This window comes from Streptomyces sp. NPDC030840, from assembly GCF_055572015.1.
Genome location: NZ_JBVIEE010000028.1, coordinates 40,292 through 53,133, shown reverse-complemented (window position 1 = coordinate 53,133; position 12,842 = coordinate 40,292). Strand labels below are relative to the sequence as shown.

The window sequence follows — 12,842 nt, the reverse complement described above, 5'->3', positions numbered from 1 at the left end:
ACGGGGTGGTCTACCGCTCAGTACATTCGAAGTAAACCCTCGTTCACTCCTCGGCCGTGCAGGCTGGAAGGGGATCGCACCTCATGTCTGGAACGAACGGCAACACCTCGGTGATCGTCGCGGGCGCGCGTACGCCCATGGGGCGGTTGCTGGGCTCGCTGAAGTCCTTCTCGGGAGCCGACCTCGGCGGCTTCGCGATCAAGGCCGCCCTCGACCGTGCGGGGATCGGCGGCGACCAGGTGCAGTACGTGATCATGGGCCAGGTGCTGCAGGCCGGGGCGGGGCAGATCCCGGCGCGTCAGGCCGCGGTCAAGGCCGGCATCCCGATGAACGTCCCGGCGCTCACCATCAACAAGGTCTGCCTGTCGGGCCTCGACGCCATCGCTCTCGCCGACCAGCTGATCCGTGCGGGTGAGTTCGACGTGGTCGTCGCCGGCGGCCAGGAGTCCATGACGAACGCCCCCCACCTGCTCCCGAAGTCCCGTGAGGGCTACAAGTACGGCGCGGTCCAGATGCTCGACGCGATGGCGTACGACGGTCTGACCGACTCGTTCGAGAACATCGCCATGGGCGAGTCGACGGAGAAGTACAACACGAAGCTGGGCATCGGCCGGGCCGAGCAGGACGAGATCGCGGCCCTCTCGCACCAGCGTGCGGCGGCCGCGCAGAAGAACGGCCTCTTCGAGGCGGAGATCACGCCCGTGGAGATCCCGCAGCGCAAGGGCGACCCGGTCGTTTTCAGCCAGGACGAGGGCATCCGCGGCGAGACGACGGCCGAGTCGCTGGGCAGGCTGCGCCCGGCGTTCGCCAAGGACGGGACCATCACGGCGGGCTCCTCCTCCCAGATCTCGGACGGTGCGGCGGCCGTGGTCGTGATGAGCAAGGCCAAGGCACAGGAGCTCGGCCTGGACTGGATCGCGGAGATCGGCGCCCACGGCAACGTGGCGGGCCCGGACAACTCCCTGCAGTCGCAGCCGTCGAACGCGATCGCCCACGCCCTGAAGAAGGAGGGCCTGGAGGTCGCGGACCTCGACCTGATCGAGATCAACGAGGCCTTCGCGGCGGTCGCCGTCCAGTCAATGAAGGACCTCGGGGTATCCACCGAAAGGGTGAACGTCAACGGTGGCGCGATCGCCCTCGGCCACCCCATCGGCATGTCCGGCGCCCGCCTGGTCCTCCACCTGGCGCTGGAGCTGAAGCGGCGGGGCGGCGGCGTGGGCGCGGCCGCGCTGTGCGGTGGCGGCGGGCAGGGTGACGCGCTGATCGTGCGGGTACCGAAGTCCTGAGCCCGCTGTACGTCTGTCCGACCTCTGATCCCGGATCTCGCTGAACGGAGCTGTGATGCAGGACGTCTCCACACTGGTCGCCCAGGCCAGGGAAGGCCGGCCGCGGGCCGTGGCCCGGCTGATCTCCCTGGTGGAGGGGGCGTCCCCGCAGCTCCGTGAGGTCATGGAGGCACTGGCGCCCCTGACGGGCGGGGCGTACGTGGTGGGCCTGACCGGCTCTCCGGGCGTCGGCAAGTCCACGTCGACGTCCGCGCTGGTGACGGCGTACCGGAAACAGGGCAAGCGGGTCGGGGTACTGGCCGTGGACCCGTCGTCGCCGTTCTCGGGCGGCGCGCTCCTGGGCGACCGGGTGCGCATGTCCGAGCACGCCTCCGACCCCGGCGTCTACATCCGCTCGATGGCCACGCGCGGCCATCTGGGTGGTCTCGCCTGGGCGGCCCCCCAGGCGATCCGGGTCCTCGACGCGGCGGGCTGCGACGTGATCCTCGTCGAGACCGTCGGCGTGGGCCAGTCGGAGGTGGAGATCGCGTCCCAGGCGGACACGTCGGTCGTGCTCCTGGCTCCGGGAATGGGCGACGGCATCCAGGCGGCGAAGGCCGGGATCCTGGAGATCGGTGACGTGTACGTCGTCAACAAGGCCGACCGTGACGGGGCCGACGCCACGGCCCGCGAGCTCAACCACATGCTGGGCCTGGGCGAGTCCCGTGGCCCCGGCGACTGGCGGCCGCCGATCGTGAAGACGGTGGCGGCGCGGGGCGAGGGCGTCGACGAGGTCGTCGAGGCGCTGGAGAAACACCGGGCCTGGATGGAGGAGCGGGGGGTGCTCGCGGAGCGGCGTCTGTCCCGCGCGGCCCGCGAGGTCGAGACCATCGCGGTGACGGCCCTGCGGGAGCGGATCGGGGACCTGCACGGGGACCGGCGGCTGAGCGCGCTGGCGGAGCGGATCGTGGGGGGCGAGCTGGATCCCTACCGGGCGGCGGACGAACTGGTGGCGGGCTTGACGGAGGGATGACCGGGAGGGTGTTTCGCCCCCGCCGCCCCTACCCGTCCCATCACCAGGGGCGCTGCCCCTTCGACCCCGCACGGGGCTCCGCCCCGGACCCCGCTCCTCAAACTCCCCCAGCTACCGCTGGGAGGTGCCCCCAAGGGGCTGATACGTGCGGCGGGGGCGGACAGCCCTCTGGCTGCCGCCCCGCCGCCGTAACCGGAGACCGTCAGTCGTCCAGGTCGTCCGCGTCGTCCGTCGACCGGTCCGCCGTCACCTTGGTGGAGTCGAGCGCGACGTGCCAGTCGTGCTCCACGCCGTCGGCGTCCGTCGTGTCCACGTCCCAGACGTGGGCGCGGCCCTCGTCGTCGAGGTCCACGGAGTTCACCGGGCCCTTGGCGGCGGCGGCCTCGGCGGCCTCGGCGGCCGACACGGAGGAGCCCTTCAGCGCGGCCCGCGCCTGGGCGGCGTCCTCGGGGTCCTCCTGCTCGGTGCGGGAGTCCAGCACCTTGCCGGTGCCCGGGTCGACCTGGACGTTGTGCCAGGTGTTGCCGGAGGACAGGATCTCGACCTCCCAGACCACGTTCGTGCGCTCGGTGTCGAGCTCGGCGCCGACCGCCGTACCGGACTTCTCCTTCAGCGCGGCCGTGATCGCGTCGGCGGCGGTGACCTTCGCCGCCTTGGCCTCGGTGGTGTTCTCGGCCCTGTCGTCCGCGTCGTCGGCGTCGTCCGTGTCGGTGGCGTCATCACGGTCATTGCCGTTCTGGACCTGCGCGCTCGACCGCTTCGCGGGCGCCTCGTCGTCGCCCGAGACCGCGAGGGCGGTCGCGGTGCCGCCGCCGACGAGGGCCGCGGCAGCGATGGTGGCGATGACGACGTTGCGCTTCATGGGGTTCCTCCCGAGTGCGATTGCTGTGCGATTCGTTGCGTTCGCTTTCGACGGGAACCAATCTCGCTGAGGGACGCTGAAGCCACCCTGAAACCCCCTGAAGCCGTCTTCAGGTTCGGTCTGGGACGCTTTTCGCATGCGCCTGTTGATCGTGGAGGACGAGAAGCGGCTGGCCCTTTCGCTCGCGAAGGGGCTCACGGCCGAGGGCTTCGCCGTGGACGTCGTGCACGACGGAGTCGAAGGGCTCCACCAGGCCGGCGAGGGAACGTACGACCTCGTCATCCTCGACATCATGCTGCCCGGCATGAACGGCTACCGCGTGTGCGCCGCCCTCCGCGCCGCCGGCCACGACGTACCGATCCTCATGCTCACCGCCAAGGACGGCGAGTACGACGAGGCCGAGGGCCTCGACACGGGCGCCGACGACTACCTGACCAAGCCCTTCTCGTACGTCGTCCTCGTCGCCCGCGTGAAGGCGCTGCTGCGCCGCCGGGGGCCCGCCGGGGCCTCGCCCGTGCACGTGGTCGGCGACCTGAAGGTCGACACCGCCGCCCGGCGCGTGTTCCTCGGCGACGACGAGACCGTCCTCACCGCCAAGGAGTTCGCCGTCCTGGAGCAACTCGTCGTACGGGCCGGCGAGGTCGTCTCGAAGGCCGACATCCTGGACCACGTCTGGGACTTCGCCTACGAGGGCGATCCGAACATCGTCGAGGTGTACATCAGCACCCTGCGGCGCAAGCTCGGTGCCGGGCTCATCAGGACCGTACGCGGGGCCGGCTACCGGCTGGAGGCGAGATGAGGCGCCGTCTGGGGTCGGTACGGGCCCGGGCCACGCTCGCGGCCACCCTCGTCGTGGCGATCGCCCTGGTGGCGGCCGGCGCGGCGGTCCTGCTCGCGCTGCGGGCCAACCTCGTCGACCAGGCCGACGCCCAGGCCGACAACGCCGCCCGCAAGGTGGCCGCCCAGATCGCGGCCGGTGTCCCCTACGCCCAGCTGAACCTGCCCGACGAGGAGGACAACCCCGTCCAGGTCGTGGACCGCAGGGGGCGACTGATCGCGGGCGACGAGGACGTGGAGAACATGAGCGTCGTCAGGCTCAGCTCCGCGCGGCCCGGCGCGGGTCCGGAACCCGGCGACTCCCCGGCCGACGACGATGACGACGACCGGGACGAGGCCCTGCCAGAGGCAGGCACGATCGCCGACCGGGTGCGGCACTCCGAGGGCACCGCGACCGTCGAGGGCGACACGGAGGACTACCGGTTCGCCGCCGTCGAGGTGACCACCCAGCACGACGTCACGCTGACGGTGTTCGCGGGCGCCCCCCTCTCCGCCCAGAAGGGCGCCGTCGGCACGGCGCTGACGGCCATGCTGATCGGTCTGCCCCTGCTGCTGGTGACGGTGGGCGGCGCCACCTACGTCGTCACCCGCCGCGCACTGCGCCCCGTCGAGGGCATCCGCGCCGAGATGTCCGCCATCACGGCCTCGGAGGACCTCTCCCGGCGGGTGCCCGAGCCCGACACGCACGACGAGATCGCCCGGCTGGCCAGGACCACCAACGAGACCCTCGCCGCCCTGGAGACGTCCGTGGAGCGCCAGCGCCGCTTCGTCGCCGACGCCTCCCACGAACTGCGCAGCCCCATCGCCTCGCTGCGCACCCAGCTGGAAGTGGGCGCGGCGCACCCGGAGCTGCTGGACGTGGAGGGGGCGGTCGAGGACACCGTACGACTGCAGCGGCTCGCCGCGGATCTGCTACTCCTCGCGCGGCTTGACGCGGGGGAGCGGCCCCAGGACACGCGCTTCGACCTGGCGAAACTGGTGCGGGAGGAAGCCGACCGGTGCGACCGGGTGCACATGGGCGGCGTGGACGCCGCCGAGGTGGCGGGGTCCCGGAGCCAGCTGGCCCGCGTCCTCGGCAACCTGCTGGACAACGCCAGGCGCCACGCCCGCGACCGCATCGACGTCTCCCTGCGCACCGAGGGCGCCTGGGCCGTGCTCGAGGTCGCCGACGACGGCTCGGGCGTCCCACCGGAGGAACGCGAACGGATCTTCGAGCGCTTCGTCCGCCTGGACGAATCCCGCAGCCGCGACGACGGCGGAGCCGGCCTGGGCCTGGCCATAGCCCGGGACATCGCCGTACGACACGGCGGCACGCTCAAGGTGGGAGATGGGCCTGGGGGCGGAGCACTTTTCGAACTGAGGGTGCCCGCAGCGCCCCTTGAAGGGGCGCGGGGCTGAGTCGATACGCGGCTCCGCCGCGTGGGCGCGACAAGCCACTGACGACCCGCACTGAACCACCGGCGCGCAGTCCCCACCCGCCCTCAGCGGAGCGCTACGGCTTGCCGCGATGCGCCCGCAGATGCTCGGCAACAGGCATCAGCGACTTGTGCAGCTGCTCCATCGCCTCGGGCGGCAGCAGATCGACGAAGTGCCTCCGCACGGACGCCACATGATGCGGCGCGACCCTGCGCATCGTCTCCATGCCGTGCTCGGTGAGCACCGCGTACAGCCCCCGGCGGTCCGACTCGCAGTTCTCGCGCCGTACCAGGTTCGCGTTCTCCATGCGGGTGATCTGGTGCGAGAGGCGACTCTTCGACTGGAGGGTGGCGGACGCCAGGTCGCTCATCCGCATCCGCAGGCCCTCCGACTCGGAGAGGTTCACCAGGATCTCGTAGTCGTTCATTGTCAGGCCGAACGGCTGCAGATCCCTTTCGAGCTGGTGCGTCAACAGCCTGTTGACGTCCAGGTGGGTGCGCCAGGCGCACTGCTCCGCATCGGTCAGCCAGCGCGTGGCCGTCTCGGTCTCCATGAATGAAGTCTACCTAAGAGGTTGAAAGGCGAACTAATGAGGGTTTTGTGACGGGCGGTGGGGTGCACGCGTTCGATGTCACACTCCGCAGACTACCGCTCACAGCCCGAAGCGACGCTGGAGGTCTCCCAGCTGTCCGGGAAGACGCGGTGTGCCCGCCTGCTGTCCGTGCTGCCCGTGACGACCGGGTGCCCCTCCCGAGCCCGGTACACCCGGCTCGTGCGGAACCGCTCCGGTGGCCTGCTCGGCCATGAGTGTCTCGGAGGACTGCAGGAGCACGGTGCCGGCGCCCACGAACTCGAACTGGTGCTCCTCGCCGGAGGCTCCGCCGAGGCCTGTCAGTGCACGTAGACCGCCCATCACGCCCGTCATGTACCCGTGGTCGTAGTGGTGGCAGGGCGAGGGGCAGTCGGCCCAGCCGACCAGGGCCTGCGGGTCGACCCGGATGGGCGGTTCCATGAAGACCACCGGACCGTTCGAGGCGGCCACGAACTTTCCGGTTCCGATCAGCGTCAGGAAGCCCGGCACGATCGACTGCTTGAGGGACAAGCTTGGCTGGAAAGCGAGCAAGTTGCCCGAGCGAATGGTCAGGTTGCCGTCGTCCAGGTCGTACGAATTGACGTCGAAGGCCCGGTCGGCGAGGAGCATCTTGCCCGAACCCTCCGCCACCACCCAGTCGCTCGCGTGCAGAGGTGAATGAAAGGACGTACGGACAAGGCGGTCCAGCCGGCCGTGTCCGACCCCGTTGAAATCGATCGAACCGTAGTAGGCGATCATCTTCCCCTTCTGCAGGAACCACTGGCTCCCCTTGAGCTCCACGCAGAAGGTGTAGTTGTTGACGTTGTCATCGCTCGGCAGCGTCATCGGGTCGTGGACCACCGGGCCGCCCTGAACCCCGTACGTGCTCACAGCTTCTCCTCCGACGCCTGGACGTACACCGCGCCACTGCCGCTCAGCTCCAGCTGGAACGCCTCGCCCGAGCCGCGGCCCACCATGTCGCGCCATCCGAGCGCGGTGGACAGCTTGTTGCGTACGTCGCCGTGGTGCGCCACGTACGCCTGGGGGTCGACGTGGACCGGGCGCTGGGGGGTGATGGGGACCTCGATGACGCCGCCGTGCGCCATCACCGCCACGGACCCGTGGCCCTGCAGGGTCGTCGTGAACAGCCCCTGCCCCGTGACCTGCCCGCGCACCATGCCCATGACCCCGCCCTGGGAGCCCATGAACATCGTGCCCTGCTGGAGTGTGCCGTCGAAGGCGAGCAGGCGGTCCGCCTCGACGTACAGGGTGTCGCCGGTCAGCGCGATCACCTGGACGTGGTGACCGCCGTGCCCGAAGAGCACGGTGCCGCTGCCCTCCACTGTCATCAGCGGTGTGGCCTCGTTCGCCACCCGGCGGCCGATCATCGACATGACGCCGCCCTGACCGCCCTGCGTGTTGGGCGTGAAGGACACCTCGCCCTTGTAGGCGAGCATGGCCCCGCGCTGGCTGAAGAGCCGCTGTCCCGGGGCGATCGTCGCCTCGATCATCTTCGAGTTGATCTCATGGAAGGGCATGTCACACATCCCCCGCGATCGTGTTCCGCTCACTCGGCTGCACGTACACCAGCCCGTCCCCCTCGAACCGGATCTGGAAGGCCTCGCCGCCGCCCTCGCCCATGAAGGTGCGGAACGTCACGCCGGACTGGAAGGACTGCCGCACGTTCCCCTGGTGCGCGATGTACGCCCCCGGGTCGACGACCAGCGGATACTGCGCGCTCACCCGCAGCACCACGGCCGGCCCGTCGGACATGATCGCCGCCTGGCCGTGCCCTTCCACGGTGGTCGTGAACAGCCCGTTCCCCTGGGAGGCCCCGCGCAGCCCCGTGAAGGACGTGCCGGTCCTCAGCCCCGCGTCCGTCGCGAGCAGGTTGCTCGACTCGACGTACAGCGTGTCGCCCTGGAGATGCACGAGATTGATCTCGGAGGCCCGGTCCGCGAACCAGCACGTCCCGTGCCCCTTCACCTCCATCATGGTCATCTGCTCGCCGGTGAGACGCCGGGTGACCATCCCCCGGATCCCCTTCCCGCCGCCGCTCATCTTCTTGAAGGCCATCTGCCCGTCGTACGCGACCATCGAGCCGTTCTTCGCCTTGACGGCGTCCCCGGTCATGTCGACGGCGAGCACCTTGCTGCCCTGAAGTCGGAACATCGCCACGCAGTGAAGGTAGCCGCAGGCAGGGTGGACAGGACAGGGCCCGGGGGTGGATCTCCACCCGGAGACGACCCTTAGGGGTGACGGCCACCCCCCTGCCCGGCCGCACCGGCCGTTGATGCCACAATGGGACCCGCTTGTGCTTGCGTTCACAAGGCTCGACGACTCTCCCATCGAAGGTGACCCGTGGACTTGAAGACCGCTTCCGCCCTCCGCCGCCTGCGCCTCGTCTCCGCCCCCGAGGCCGTCTCGTTCCTGCTTCTGCTCGTCTGCTCGGTGCTGAAGCGGACCACGGACTTCAACGCGGTGCCGGTGATGGGCATGATCCACGGCATCCTCTTCATCCTGTACGTGATCTTCTGGGCCGACGCCTGGAACCGCACGAAGTGGTCGCTGGGGACCGCCGCCCTCTACTTCGTCCTCTCGGTCCTCCCCGCAGGTGGCTTCTTCGCCGAGCGCAAGCTGCGCCGCGAGGCCGAGGACGCGGTGATCGCCTCCCGCGCCCGCAAGGAAGGGGTCGTCAACGCATGATCGTCGCCTTCTCCGTGACACCGCTGGGCGTCGGTGAGGACGTGGGGGAGTACGTCGCCGAAGCGGTCAGGGTGGTCCGCGAGTCCGGGCTGCCCCACCGCACCGACGCGATGTTCACCTCGGTCGAGGGTGAGTGGGACCAGGTGATGGACGTCGTCAAACGCGCGGTCGCCGCCGTCGAGGAACGGGCGCCTCGTGTCTCGCTGGTCCTCAAGGCGGACATCCGGCCCGGCGTGACGGACGGACTCACGTCGAAGGTGGAGACGGTGGAGCGGTACCTGTCCTCTTGACGCGTGGCCTGTCTCCCGGGTCGAAGGGCGAGACGGGGCTGACCGCGATATGACCGGCCGGTAAGGTCGGTGCCGTGCCGAAGCCGCTCAGCCTCTCCTTCGACCCCATCGCGCGCGCCGACGAACACTGGAAGCAGCGCTGGGGAAACGTGCCGTCCATGGCCGCGATCACCTCGATCATGCGTGCGCAGCAGATCCTTCTCGCCGAGGTCGACGCGGTCGTCAAGCCGTACGAGCTGACGTTCGCGCGCTACGAGGCGCTGGTGCTGCTCACCTTCTCCCAGAAGGGCGAGCTGCCCATGTCCAAGATCGGTGAGCGTCTCATGGTGCACCCCACGTCGGTCACCAACACCGTGGACCGCCTGGTGAGGTCGGGGCTCGTCGACAAGCGGCCCAACCCCAACGACGGCCGCGGCACGCTCGCCTCCATCACCGACAAGGGCCGCGAAGTCTGCGAGGCGGCCACCCGCGACCTGATGGCGATGGACTTCGGGCTCGGCGTGTACGACGCGGAGGAGTGCCGGGAGATCTTCGCGATGCTCCGGCCGCTCCGGGTGGCGGCGCACGACTTCGAGGAGGATTAGGCGATCGCGGGTGGCCCGGGGGCGCCCGAAGATCGTACGAAACCGGTGGTTACGCTCATAGCCATGAAAAAGAGCGTGCTGACCCGCTACCGCGTCATGGCCTACGTCACCGGTGTCCTGTTGATCCTGCTGACCCTCGGCATGATCGGCAAGTACGTGCTCGAGATCGACGGGGCCGCGGACTTCACGTACGTCGTGAGCCTCGCGCACGGGTGGCTGTACGTCGTGTACCTGGTGTTCGCCTTCGACCTGGGCAACAAGGCGAAGTGGCCGGTCGGCAAGCAGCTGTGGGTGCTGCTGGCGGGCACCATTCCGACAGCCGCCTTCTTCGTGGAGCGCAAGGTCAGCCAGGAGCTGGAGGCGAAGATCGCGGACGACTCTCCCGCGGTCGCCAAGGCGTAGCCCCACCGCCGTACGGTCACGCGTACGGCGGTCAGCCGTCGACACTTACTTGGACGTCCTAGTAAATTGGGTGCATGGACGCTGACGCCATCGAAGAGGGCCGCCGTCGCTGGCAGGCCCGCTACGACGCCGCGCGCAAGCGCGAGGCAGACTTCAGCACGCTCTCCGGCGATCCCGTGGAGCCGGTGTACGGCCCCCGTCCCTGGGACACCTACGAGGGCTTCGAGCGGATCGGCTGGCCCGGGGAGTTCCCCTTCACGCGCGGCCTGTATCCGACCGGCTACCGAGGGCGGACGTGGACGATCCGGCAGTTCGCCGGGTTCGGCAACGCCGAGCAGACGAACGAGCGCTACAAGACGATCCTCGCCAACGGCGGCGGGGGCCTGTCGGTGGCGTTCGACATGCCGACGCTCATGGGTCGCGACTCCGACGACCCGCGCTCCCTCGGCGAGGTCGGGCACTGCGGGGTGGCGATCGACTCGGCGGCCGACATGGAGGTCCTGTTCCAGGACATCCCGCTGGGCGACGTCACGACATCCATGACGATCAGCGGTCCGGCCGTGCCCGTCTTCTGCATGTACCTGGTGGCCGCCGAGCGCCAGGGCGTGGACCCCGCGGTGCTGAACGGCACGCTGCAGACCGACATCTTCAAGGAGTACATCGCGCAGAAGGAGTGGCTCTTCCAGCCCGAGCCGCATCTGCGCCTCATCGGCGACCTGATGGAGCACTGCGCGTCCCACATCCCCGCGTACAAGCCGCTCTCGGTCTCCGGCTACCACATCCGCGAGGCCGGGGCGACGGCCGCGCAGGAGCTGGCGTACACGCTGGCGGACGGGTTCGGGTACGTGGAGCTGGGGCTCTCACGAGGACTGGACGTGGACGTCTTCGCGCCGGGACTCTCCTTCTTCTTCGACGCGCACGTCGACTTCTTCGAGGAGATCGCCAAGTTCCGCGCGGCGCGGAGGATCTGGGCGCGGTGGATGCGGGACGTCTACGGCGCGACGTCCGAGAAGGCGCAGTGGCTGCGCTTCCACACGCAGACCGCGGGTGTCTCGCTGACCGCCCAGCAGCCGTACAACAACGTGGTGCGCACGGCGGTGGAGGCGCTCGCGGCGGTCCTCGGCGGGACCAACTCCCTGCACACCAACGCCCTGGACGAGACCCTCGCGCTGCCCTCCGAGCAGGCCGCGGAGATCGCGCTGCGCACCCAGCAGGTGCTGATGGAGGAGACCGGCGTCGGCAACGTGGCGGACCCGCTGGGTGGTTCGTGGTACGTCGAGCAGCTGACGGACCGGATCGAGGCGGACGCGGAGAGGATCTTCGACCAGATCAAGGAGCGGGGGCTCAGGGCACACCCGGACGGGCAGCACCCGATCGGACCGGTCACGTCAGGGATCCTGCGCGGGATCGAGGACGGCTGGTTCACGGGTGAGATCGCCGAGTCCGCCTTCCGGTACCAGCAGGCCCTGGAGAAGGGCGAGAAGAAGGTGGTCGGCGTCAACGTCCACACCGGTTCGGTCACCGGGGACCTGGAGATCCTGCGTGTCAGCCACGAGGTGGAGCGGGAGCAGGTGCGGGTGCTGGGGGAGCGCAGGCGGGGGCGCGACGAGGCGGCCGTGCGGGGAGCGCTGGACGCCATGCTGGCGGCCGCGCGGGACGGGGCCAACATGATCGGGCCCATGCTCGACGCGGTGCGGGTGGAGGCGACGCTGGGCGAGATCTGCGGGGCCCTCCGGGAGGAGTGGGGGGTCTACACGGAGCCGGCGGGGTTCTAGGGGCCGGTCGCCGTCGGGGCGCGCGGGGATGGGGTTCGCCCCCGCCGCCCCTACCCGTCCCATCCCCAGGGGCGCTGCCCCTTCGACCCCGGCCAAGGGGGCTGCGCCCCCTGGACCTCCGTCCTTTCGGGGCTCCGCCCCGGCCCCCGGACCCCCGCTCCTCAAACTCCCGCAGCTACCGCTGGGAGGTGCCCCCAAGGGGCTGATATTTCAGCCCGTCCGGCGTTTGAGGACGAGGCCGAAGGCCGACAAGCGGGGGTCTGGGGGCGCAGCCCCCAGGGATGGGACGGGTAGGGGCGGCGGGGGCGAGGAAAGCCCGGGTTCACGCCGGCGGCGACGTCGTTCCCTTCAGGCCCAGCAGCAGTACCTGGGCGAATCCGCGGGCCCAGTCCTCGGTCACCGGCTCGGCGCTGACCAGGGTGCGGTGGACCACCGCACCGGCGACCATGTCGAAGATCAGGTCCGCGGTGCGGGAGGCGGAGTGGGGGTCCTCCTCGGCGGGGAGCTCGCCACGCGCCTGCGCACGGACGCGGCCCTCCAGGACCAGACGCTTCTGGCGGTCGACGATCGAGGCGCGGATACGGGCCCGCAGGGCGTCGTCGCGAGTGGCCTCGGCGACCACCGCCATCAGGCCGCTCTTCGCCTCCGGGCGGTCCAGGATGGCCGCGAACTGCAGCACCACGCCCTGTATGTCGGCGGCCAGGCTGCCGCTGTCCGGGAGCCGCAGCTCGTCGAAGAGCTCGGCCACCGCGTCCACGACCAGTTCGTTCTTGCCCGGCCAGCGCCGGTAGAGGGTCGTCTTGGCGACGCCCGCCCGCGTCGCCACGTCGCCGAGCGTCAGCTTGGACCAGCCCAGCTCCACCAGGGCCGCACGGGTCGCCTCCAGGATCGCCGCGTCCGCCGCGGCGCTGCGCGGGCGGCCCGTGGCGCGGGGAGCGGAGGAGCGGCTCTGCATTCGTCGACCATATCCGGCCGTTTCCGAGAAGTGCGTTTCCTGTGACGCAGTGAGGGAGATCACCGATTCATGGTGTCGCGGGGGTCTGCGGGCCAGTTACGCTACGGGGCGTATCGAAAGCGCGAGGCGGGCGACGACCACGCCGG

General features: G+C 70.1%; 15 protein-coding genes. 9 read left to right on the top strand and 6 right to left on the bottom strand.

What is annotated here, in order from left to right; translation table 11 throughout:
• The first annotated feature begins 83 nt into the window (after positions 1 to 83).
• Entirely contained in the window at positions 84 to 1,286 is a 1,203-nt protein-coding gene (locus ACZ49J_RS39205; RefSeq protein ID WP_467450708.1) for an acetyl-CoA C-acetyltransferase, read from the top strand.
• A 55-nt stretch (positions 1,287 to 1,341) separates the two neighbouring features.
• Positions 1,342 to 2,298, top strand: coding sequence for a methylmalonyl Co-A mutase-associated GTPase MeaB (gene meaB, locus ACZ49J_RS39200; RefSeq protein ID WP_467450706.1), 957 nt, complete (start codon positions 1,342 to 1,344; stop codon positions 2,296 to 2,298).
• A 202-nt stretch (positions 2,299 to 2,500) separates the two neighbouring features.
• On the opposite strand, the gene ACZ49J_RS39195 is transcribed toward meaB, so the two are convergent.
• Positions 2,501 to 3,160, bottom strand: a complete 660-nt coding sequence (locus tag ACZ49J_RS39195) for a PepSY domain-containing protein (protein ID WP_467450704.1) — start codon at positions 3,158 to 3,160, stop codon at positions 2,501 to 2,503.
• Positions 3,161 to 3,296: 136 nt separating this feature from the next.
• On the opposite strand from ACZ49J_RS39195, the gene ACZ49J_RS39190 reads away from it, so the two are divergent.
• Positions 3,297 to 3,959: a response regulator transcription factor gene (locus tag ACZ49J_RS39190; protein WP_467450702.1), complete on the top strand. Its 663-nt coding sequence runs from the start codon at positions 3,297 to 3,299 to the stop codon at positions 3,957 to 3,959.
• Complete coding sequence (locus tag ACZ49J_RS39185; RefSeq protein WP_467450700.1) at positions 3,956 to 5,395, top strand: sensor histidine kinase; 1,440 nt, start codon at positions 3,956 to 3,958, stop codon at positions 5,393 to 5,395. Before ACZ49J_RS39190 ends, ACZ49J_RS39185 begins: the two co-directional genes overlap by 4 nt.
• 94 nt (positions 5,396 to 5,489) lie before the next feature.
• Here the strand turns inward: ACZ49J_RS39185 and ACZ49J_RS39180 are convergent, their stop codons facing one another.
• The 4 genes from ACZ49J_RS39180 to ACZ49J_RS39165 all read right to left on the bottom strand — a co-directional run bounded on the left by ACZ49J_RS39180 (position 5,490) and on the right by ACZ49J_RS39165 (position 8,156).
• Positions 5,490 to 5,966 carry a MarR family winged helix-turn-helix transcriptional regulator gene (locus ACZ49J_RS39180; RefSeq protein WP_467450699.1) on the bottom strand — a complete coding sequence of 159 codons (477 nt, stop codon included), beginning with the start codon at positions 5,964 to 5,966 and terminating at the stop codon, positions 5,490 to 5,492.
• A gap of 99 nt (positions 5,967 to 6,065) precedes the next feature.
• Entirely contained in the window at positions 6,066 to 6,875 is an 810-nt protein-coding gene (locus ACZ49J_RS39175; protein ID WP_467450697.1) for an AIM24 family protein, read from the bottom strand.
• Complete coding sequence (locus ACZ49J_RS39170) at positions 6,872 to 7,522, bottom strand: AIM24 family protein (RefSeq protein ID WP_467450695.1); 651 nt, start codon at positions 7,520 to 7,522, stop codon at positions 6,872 to 6,874. The genes ACZ49J_RS39175 and ACZ49J_RS39170 overlap by 4 nt, the downstream gene beginning before the upstream one ends.
• Before the next feature lies 1 nt (position 7,523).
• Positions 7,524 to 8,156, bottom strand: coding sequence for an AIM24 family protein (locus tag ACZ49J_RS39165; protein ID WP_467450971.1), 633 nt, complete (start codon positions 8,154 to 8,156; stop codon positions 7,524 to 7,526).
• 189 nt (positions 8,157 to 8,345) lie between these two features.
• On the opposite strand from ACZ49J_RS39165, the gene ACZ49J_RS39160 reads away from it, so the two are divergent.
• The 5 genes from ACZ49J_RS39160 (at position 8,346) to ACZ49J_RS39140 (ending at position 11,741) form a co-directional block, all read left to right on the top strand.
• Positions 8,346 to 8,690, top strand: a complete 345-nt coding sequence (locus ACZ49J_RS39160; protein WP_467450694.1) for a DUF3817 domain-containing protein — start codon at positions 8,346 to 8,348, stop codon at positions 8,688 to 8,690.
• Entirely contained in the window at positions 8,687 to 8,980 is a 294-nt protein-coding gene (locus tag ACZ49J_RS39155) for an MTH1187 family thiamine-binding protein (protein ID WP_467450693.1), read from the top strand. The genes ACZ49J_RS39160 and ACZ49J_RS39155 overlap by 4 nt, the downstream gene beginning before the upstream one ends.
• A gap of 74 nt (positions 8,981 to 9,054) precedes the next feature.
• Positions 9,055 to 9,564, top strand: coding sequence for a MarR family winged helix-turn-helix transcriptional regulator (locus ACZ49J_RS39150; protein WP_467450692.1), 510 nt, complete (start codon positions 9,055 to 9,057; stop codon positions 9,562 to 9,564).
• 63 nt (positions 9,565 to 9,627) lie between these two features.
• Complete coding sequence (locus ACZ49J_RS39145) at positions 9,628 to 9,966, top strand: DUF3817 domain-containing protein (RefSeq protein ID WP_467450690.1); 339 nt, start codon at positions 9,628 to 9,630, stop codon at positions 9,964 to 9,966.
• Positions 9,967 to 10,040: 74 nt separating this feature from the next.
• On the top strand, positions 10,041 to 11,741 hold the full coding sequence (locus tag ACZ49J_RS39140) for an acyl-CoA mutase large subunit family protein (RefSeq protein WP_467450688.1): 1,701 nt from the start codon (positions 10,041 to 10,043) through the stop codon (positions 11,739 to 11,741).
• Positions 11,742 to 12,063: 322 nt separating this feature from the next.
• Here ACZ49J_RS39140 and ACZ49J_RS39135 read toward each other — a convergent pair whose 3' ends face one another.
• Entirely contained in the window at positions 12,064 to 12,696 is a 633-nt protein-coding gene (locus ACZ49J_RS39135) for a TetR/AcrR family transcriptional regulator (RefSeq protein WP_467450687.1), read from the bottom strand.
• Positions 12,697 to 12,842 lie beyond the last annotated feature (146 nt).

What these genes read in the sequence shown, in the direction of transcription:
- ACZ49J_RS39205 (WP_467450708.1), top strand. Translation starts at nt 84, where the DNA reads ATGTCTGGAACGAACGGCAACACCTCGGTGATCGTCGCGGGCGCGCGT.
- meaB (WP_467450706.1), top strand. Translation starts at nt 1,342, where the DNA reads ATGCAGGACGTCTCCACACTGGTCGCCCAGGCCAGGGAAGGCCGGCCG.
- ACZ49J_RS39195 (WP_467450704.1), bottom strand. Translation starts at nt 3,160, where the DNA reads ATGAAGCGCAACGTCGTCATCGCCACCATCGCTGCCGCGGCCCTCGTC.
- ACZ49J_RS39190 (WP_467450702.1), top strand. Translation starts at nt 3,297, where the DNA reads ATGCGCCTGTTGATCGTGGAGGACGAGAAGCGGCTGGCCCTTTCGCTC.
- ACZ49J_RS39185 (WP_467450700.1), top strand. Translation starts at nt 3,956, where the DNA reads ATGAGGCGCCGTCTGGGGTCGGTACGGGCCCGGGCCACGCTCGCGGCC.
- ACZ49J_RS39180 (WP_467450699.1), bottom strand. Translation starts at nt 5,966, where the DNA reads ATGGAGACCGAGACGGCCACGCGCTGGCTGACCGATGCGGAGCAGTGC.
- ACZ49J_RS39170 (WP_467450695.1), bottom strand. Translation starts at nt 7,522, where the DNA reads ATGCCCTTCCATGAGATCAACTCGAAGATGATCGAGGCGACGATCGCC.
- ACZ49J_RS39165 (WP_467450971.1), bottom strand. Translation starts at nt 8,156, where the DNA reads ATGTTCCGACTTCAGGGCAGCAAGGTGCTCGCCGTCGACATGACCGGG.
- ACZ49J_RS39155 (WP_467450693.1), top strand. Translation starts at nt 8,687, where the DNA reads ATGATCGTCGCCTTCTCCGTGACACCGCTGGGCGTCGGTGAGGACGTG.
- ACZ49J_RS39145 (WP_467450690.1), top strand. Translation starts at nt 9,628, where the DNA reads ATGAAAAAGAGCGTGCTGACCCGCTACCGCGTCATGGCCTACGTCACC.
- ACZ49J_RS39140 (WP_467450688.1), top strand. Translation starts at nt 10,041, where the DNA reads ATGGACGCTGACGCCATCGAAGAGGGCCGCCGTCGCTGGCAGGCCCGC.
- ACZ49J_RS39135 (WP_467450687.1), bottom strand. Translation starts at nt 12,696, where the DNA reads ATGCAGAGCCGCTCCTCCGCTCCCCGCGCCACGGGCCGCCCGCGCAGC.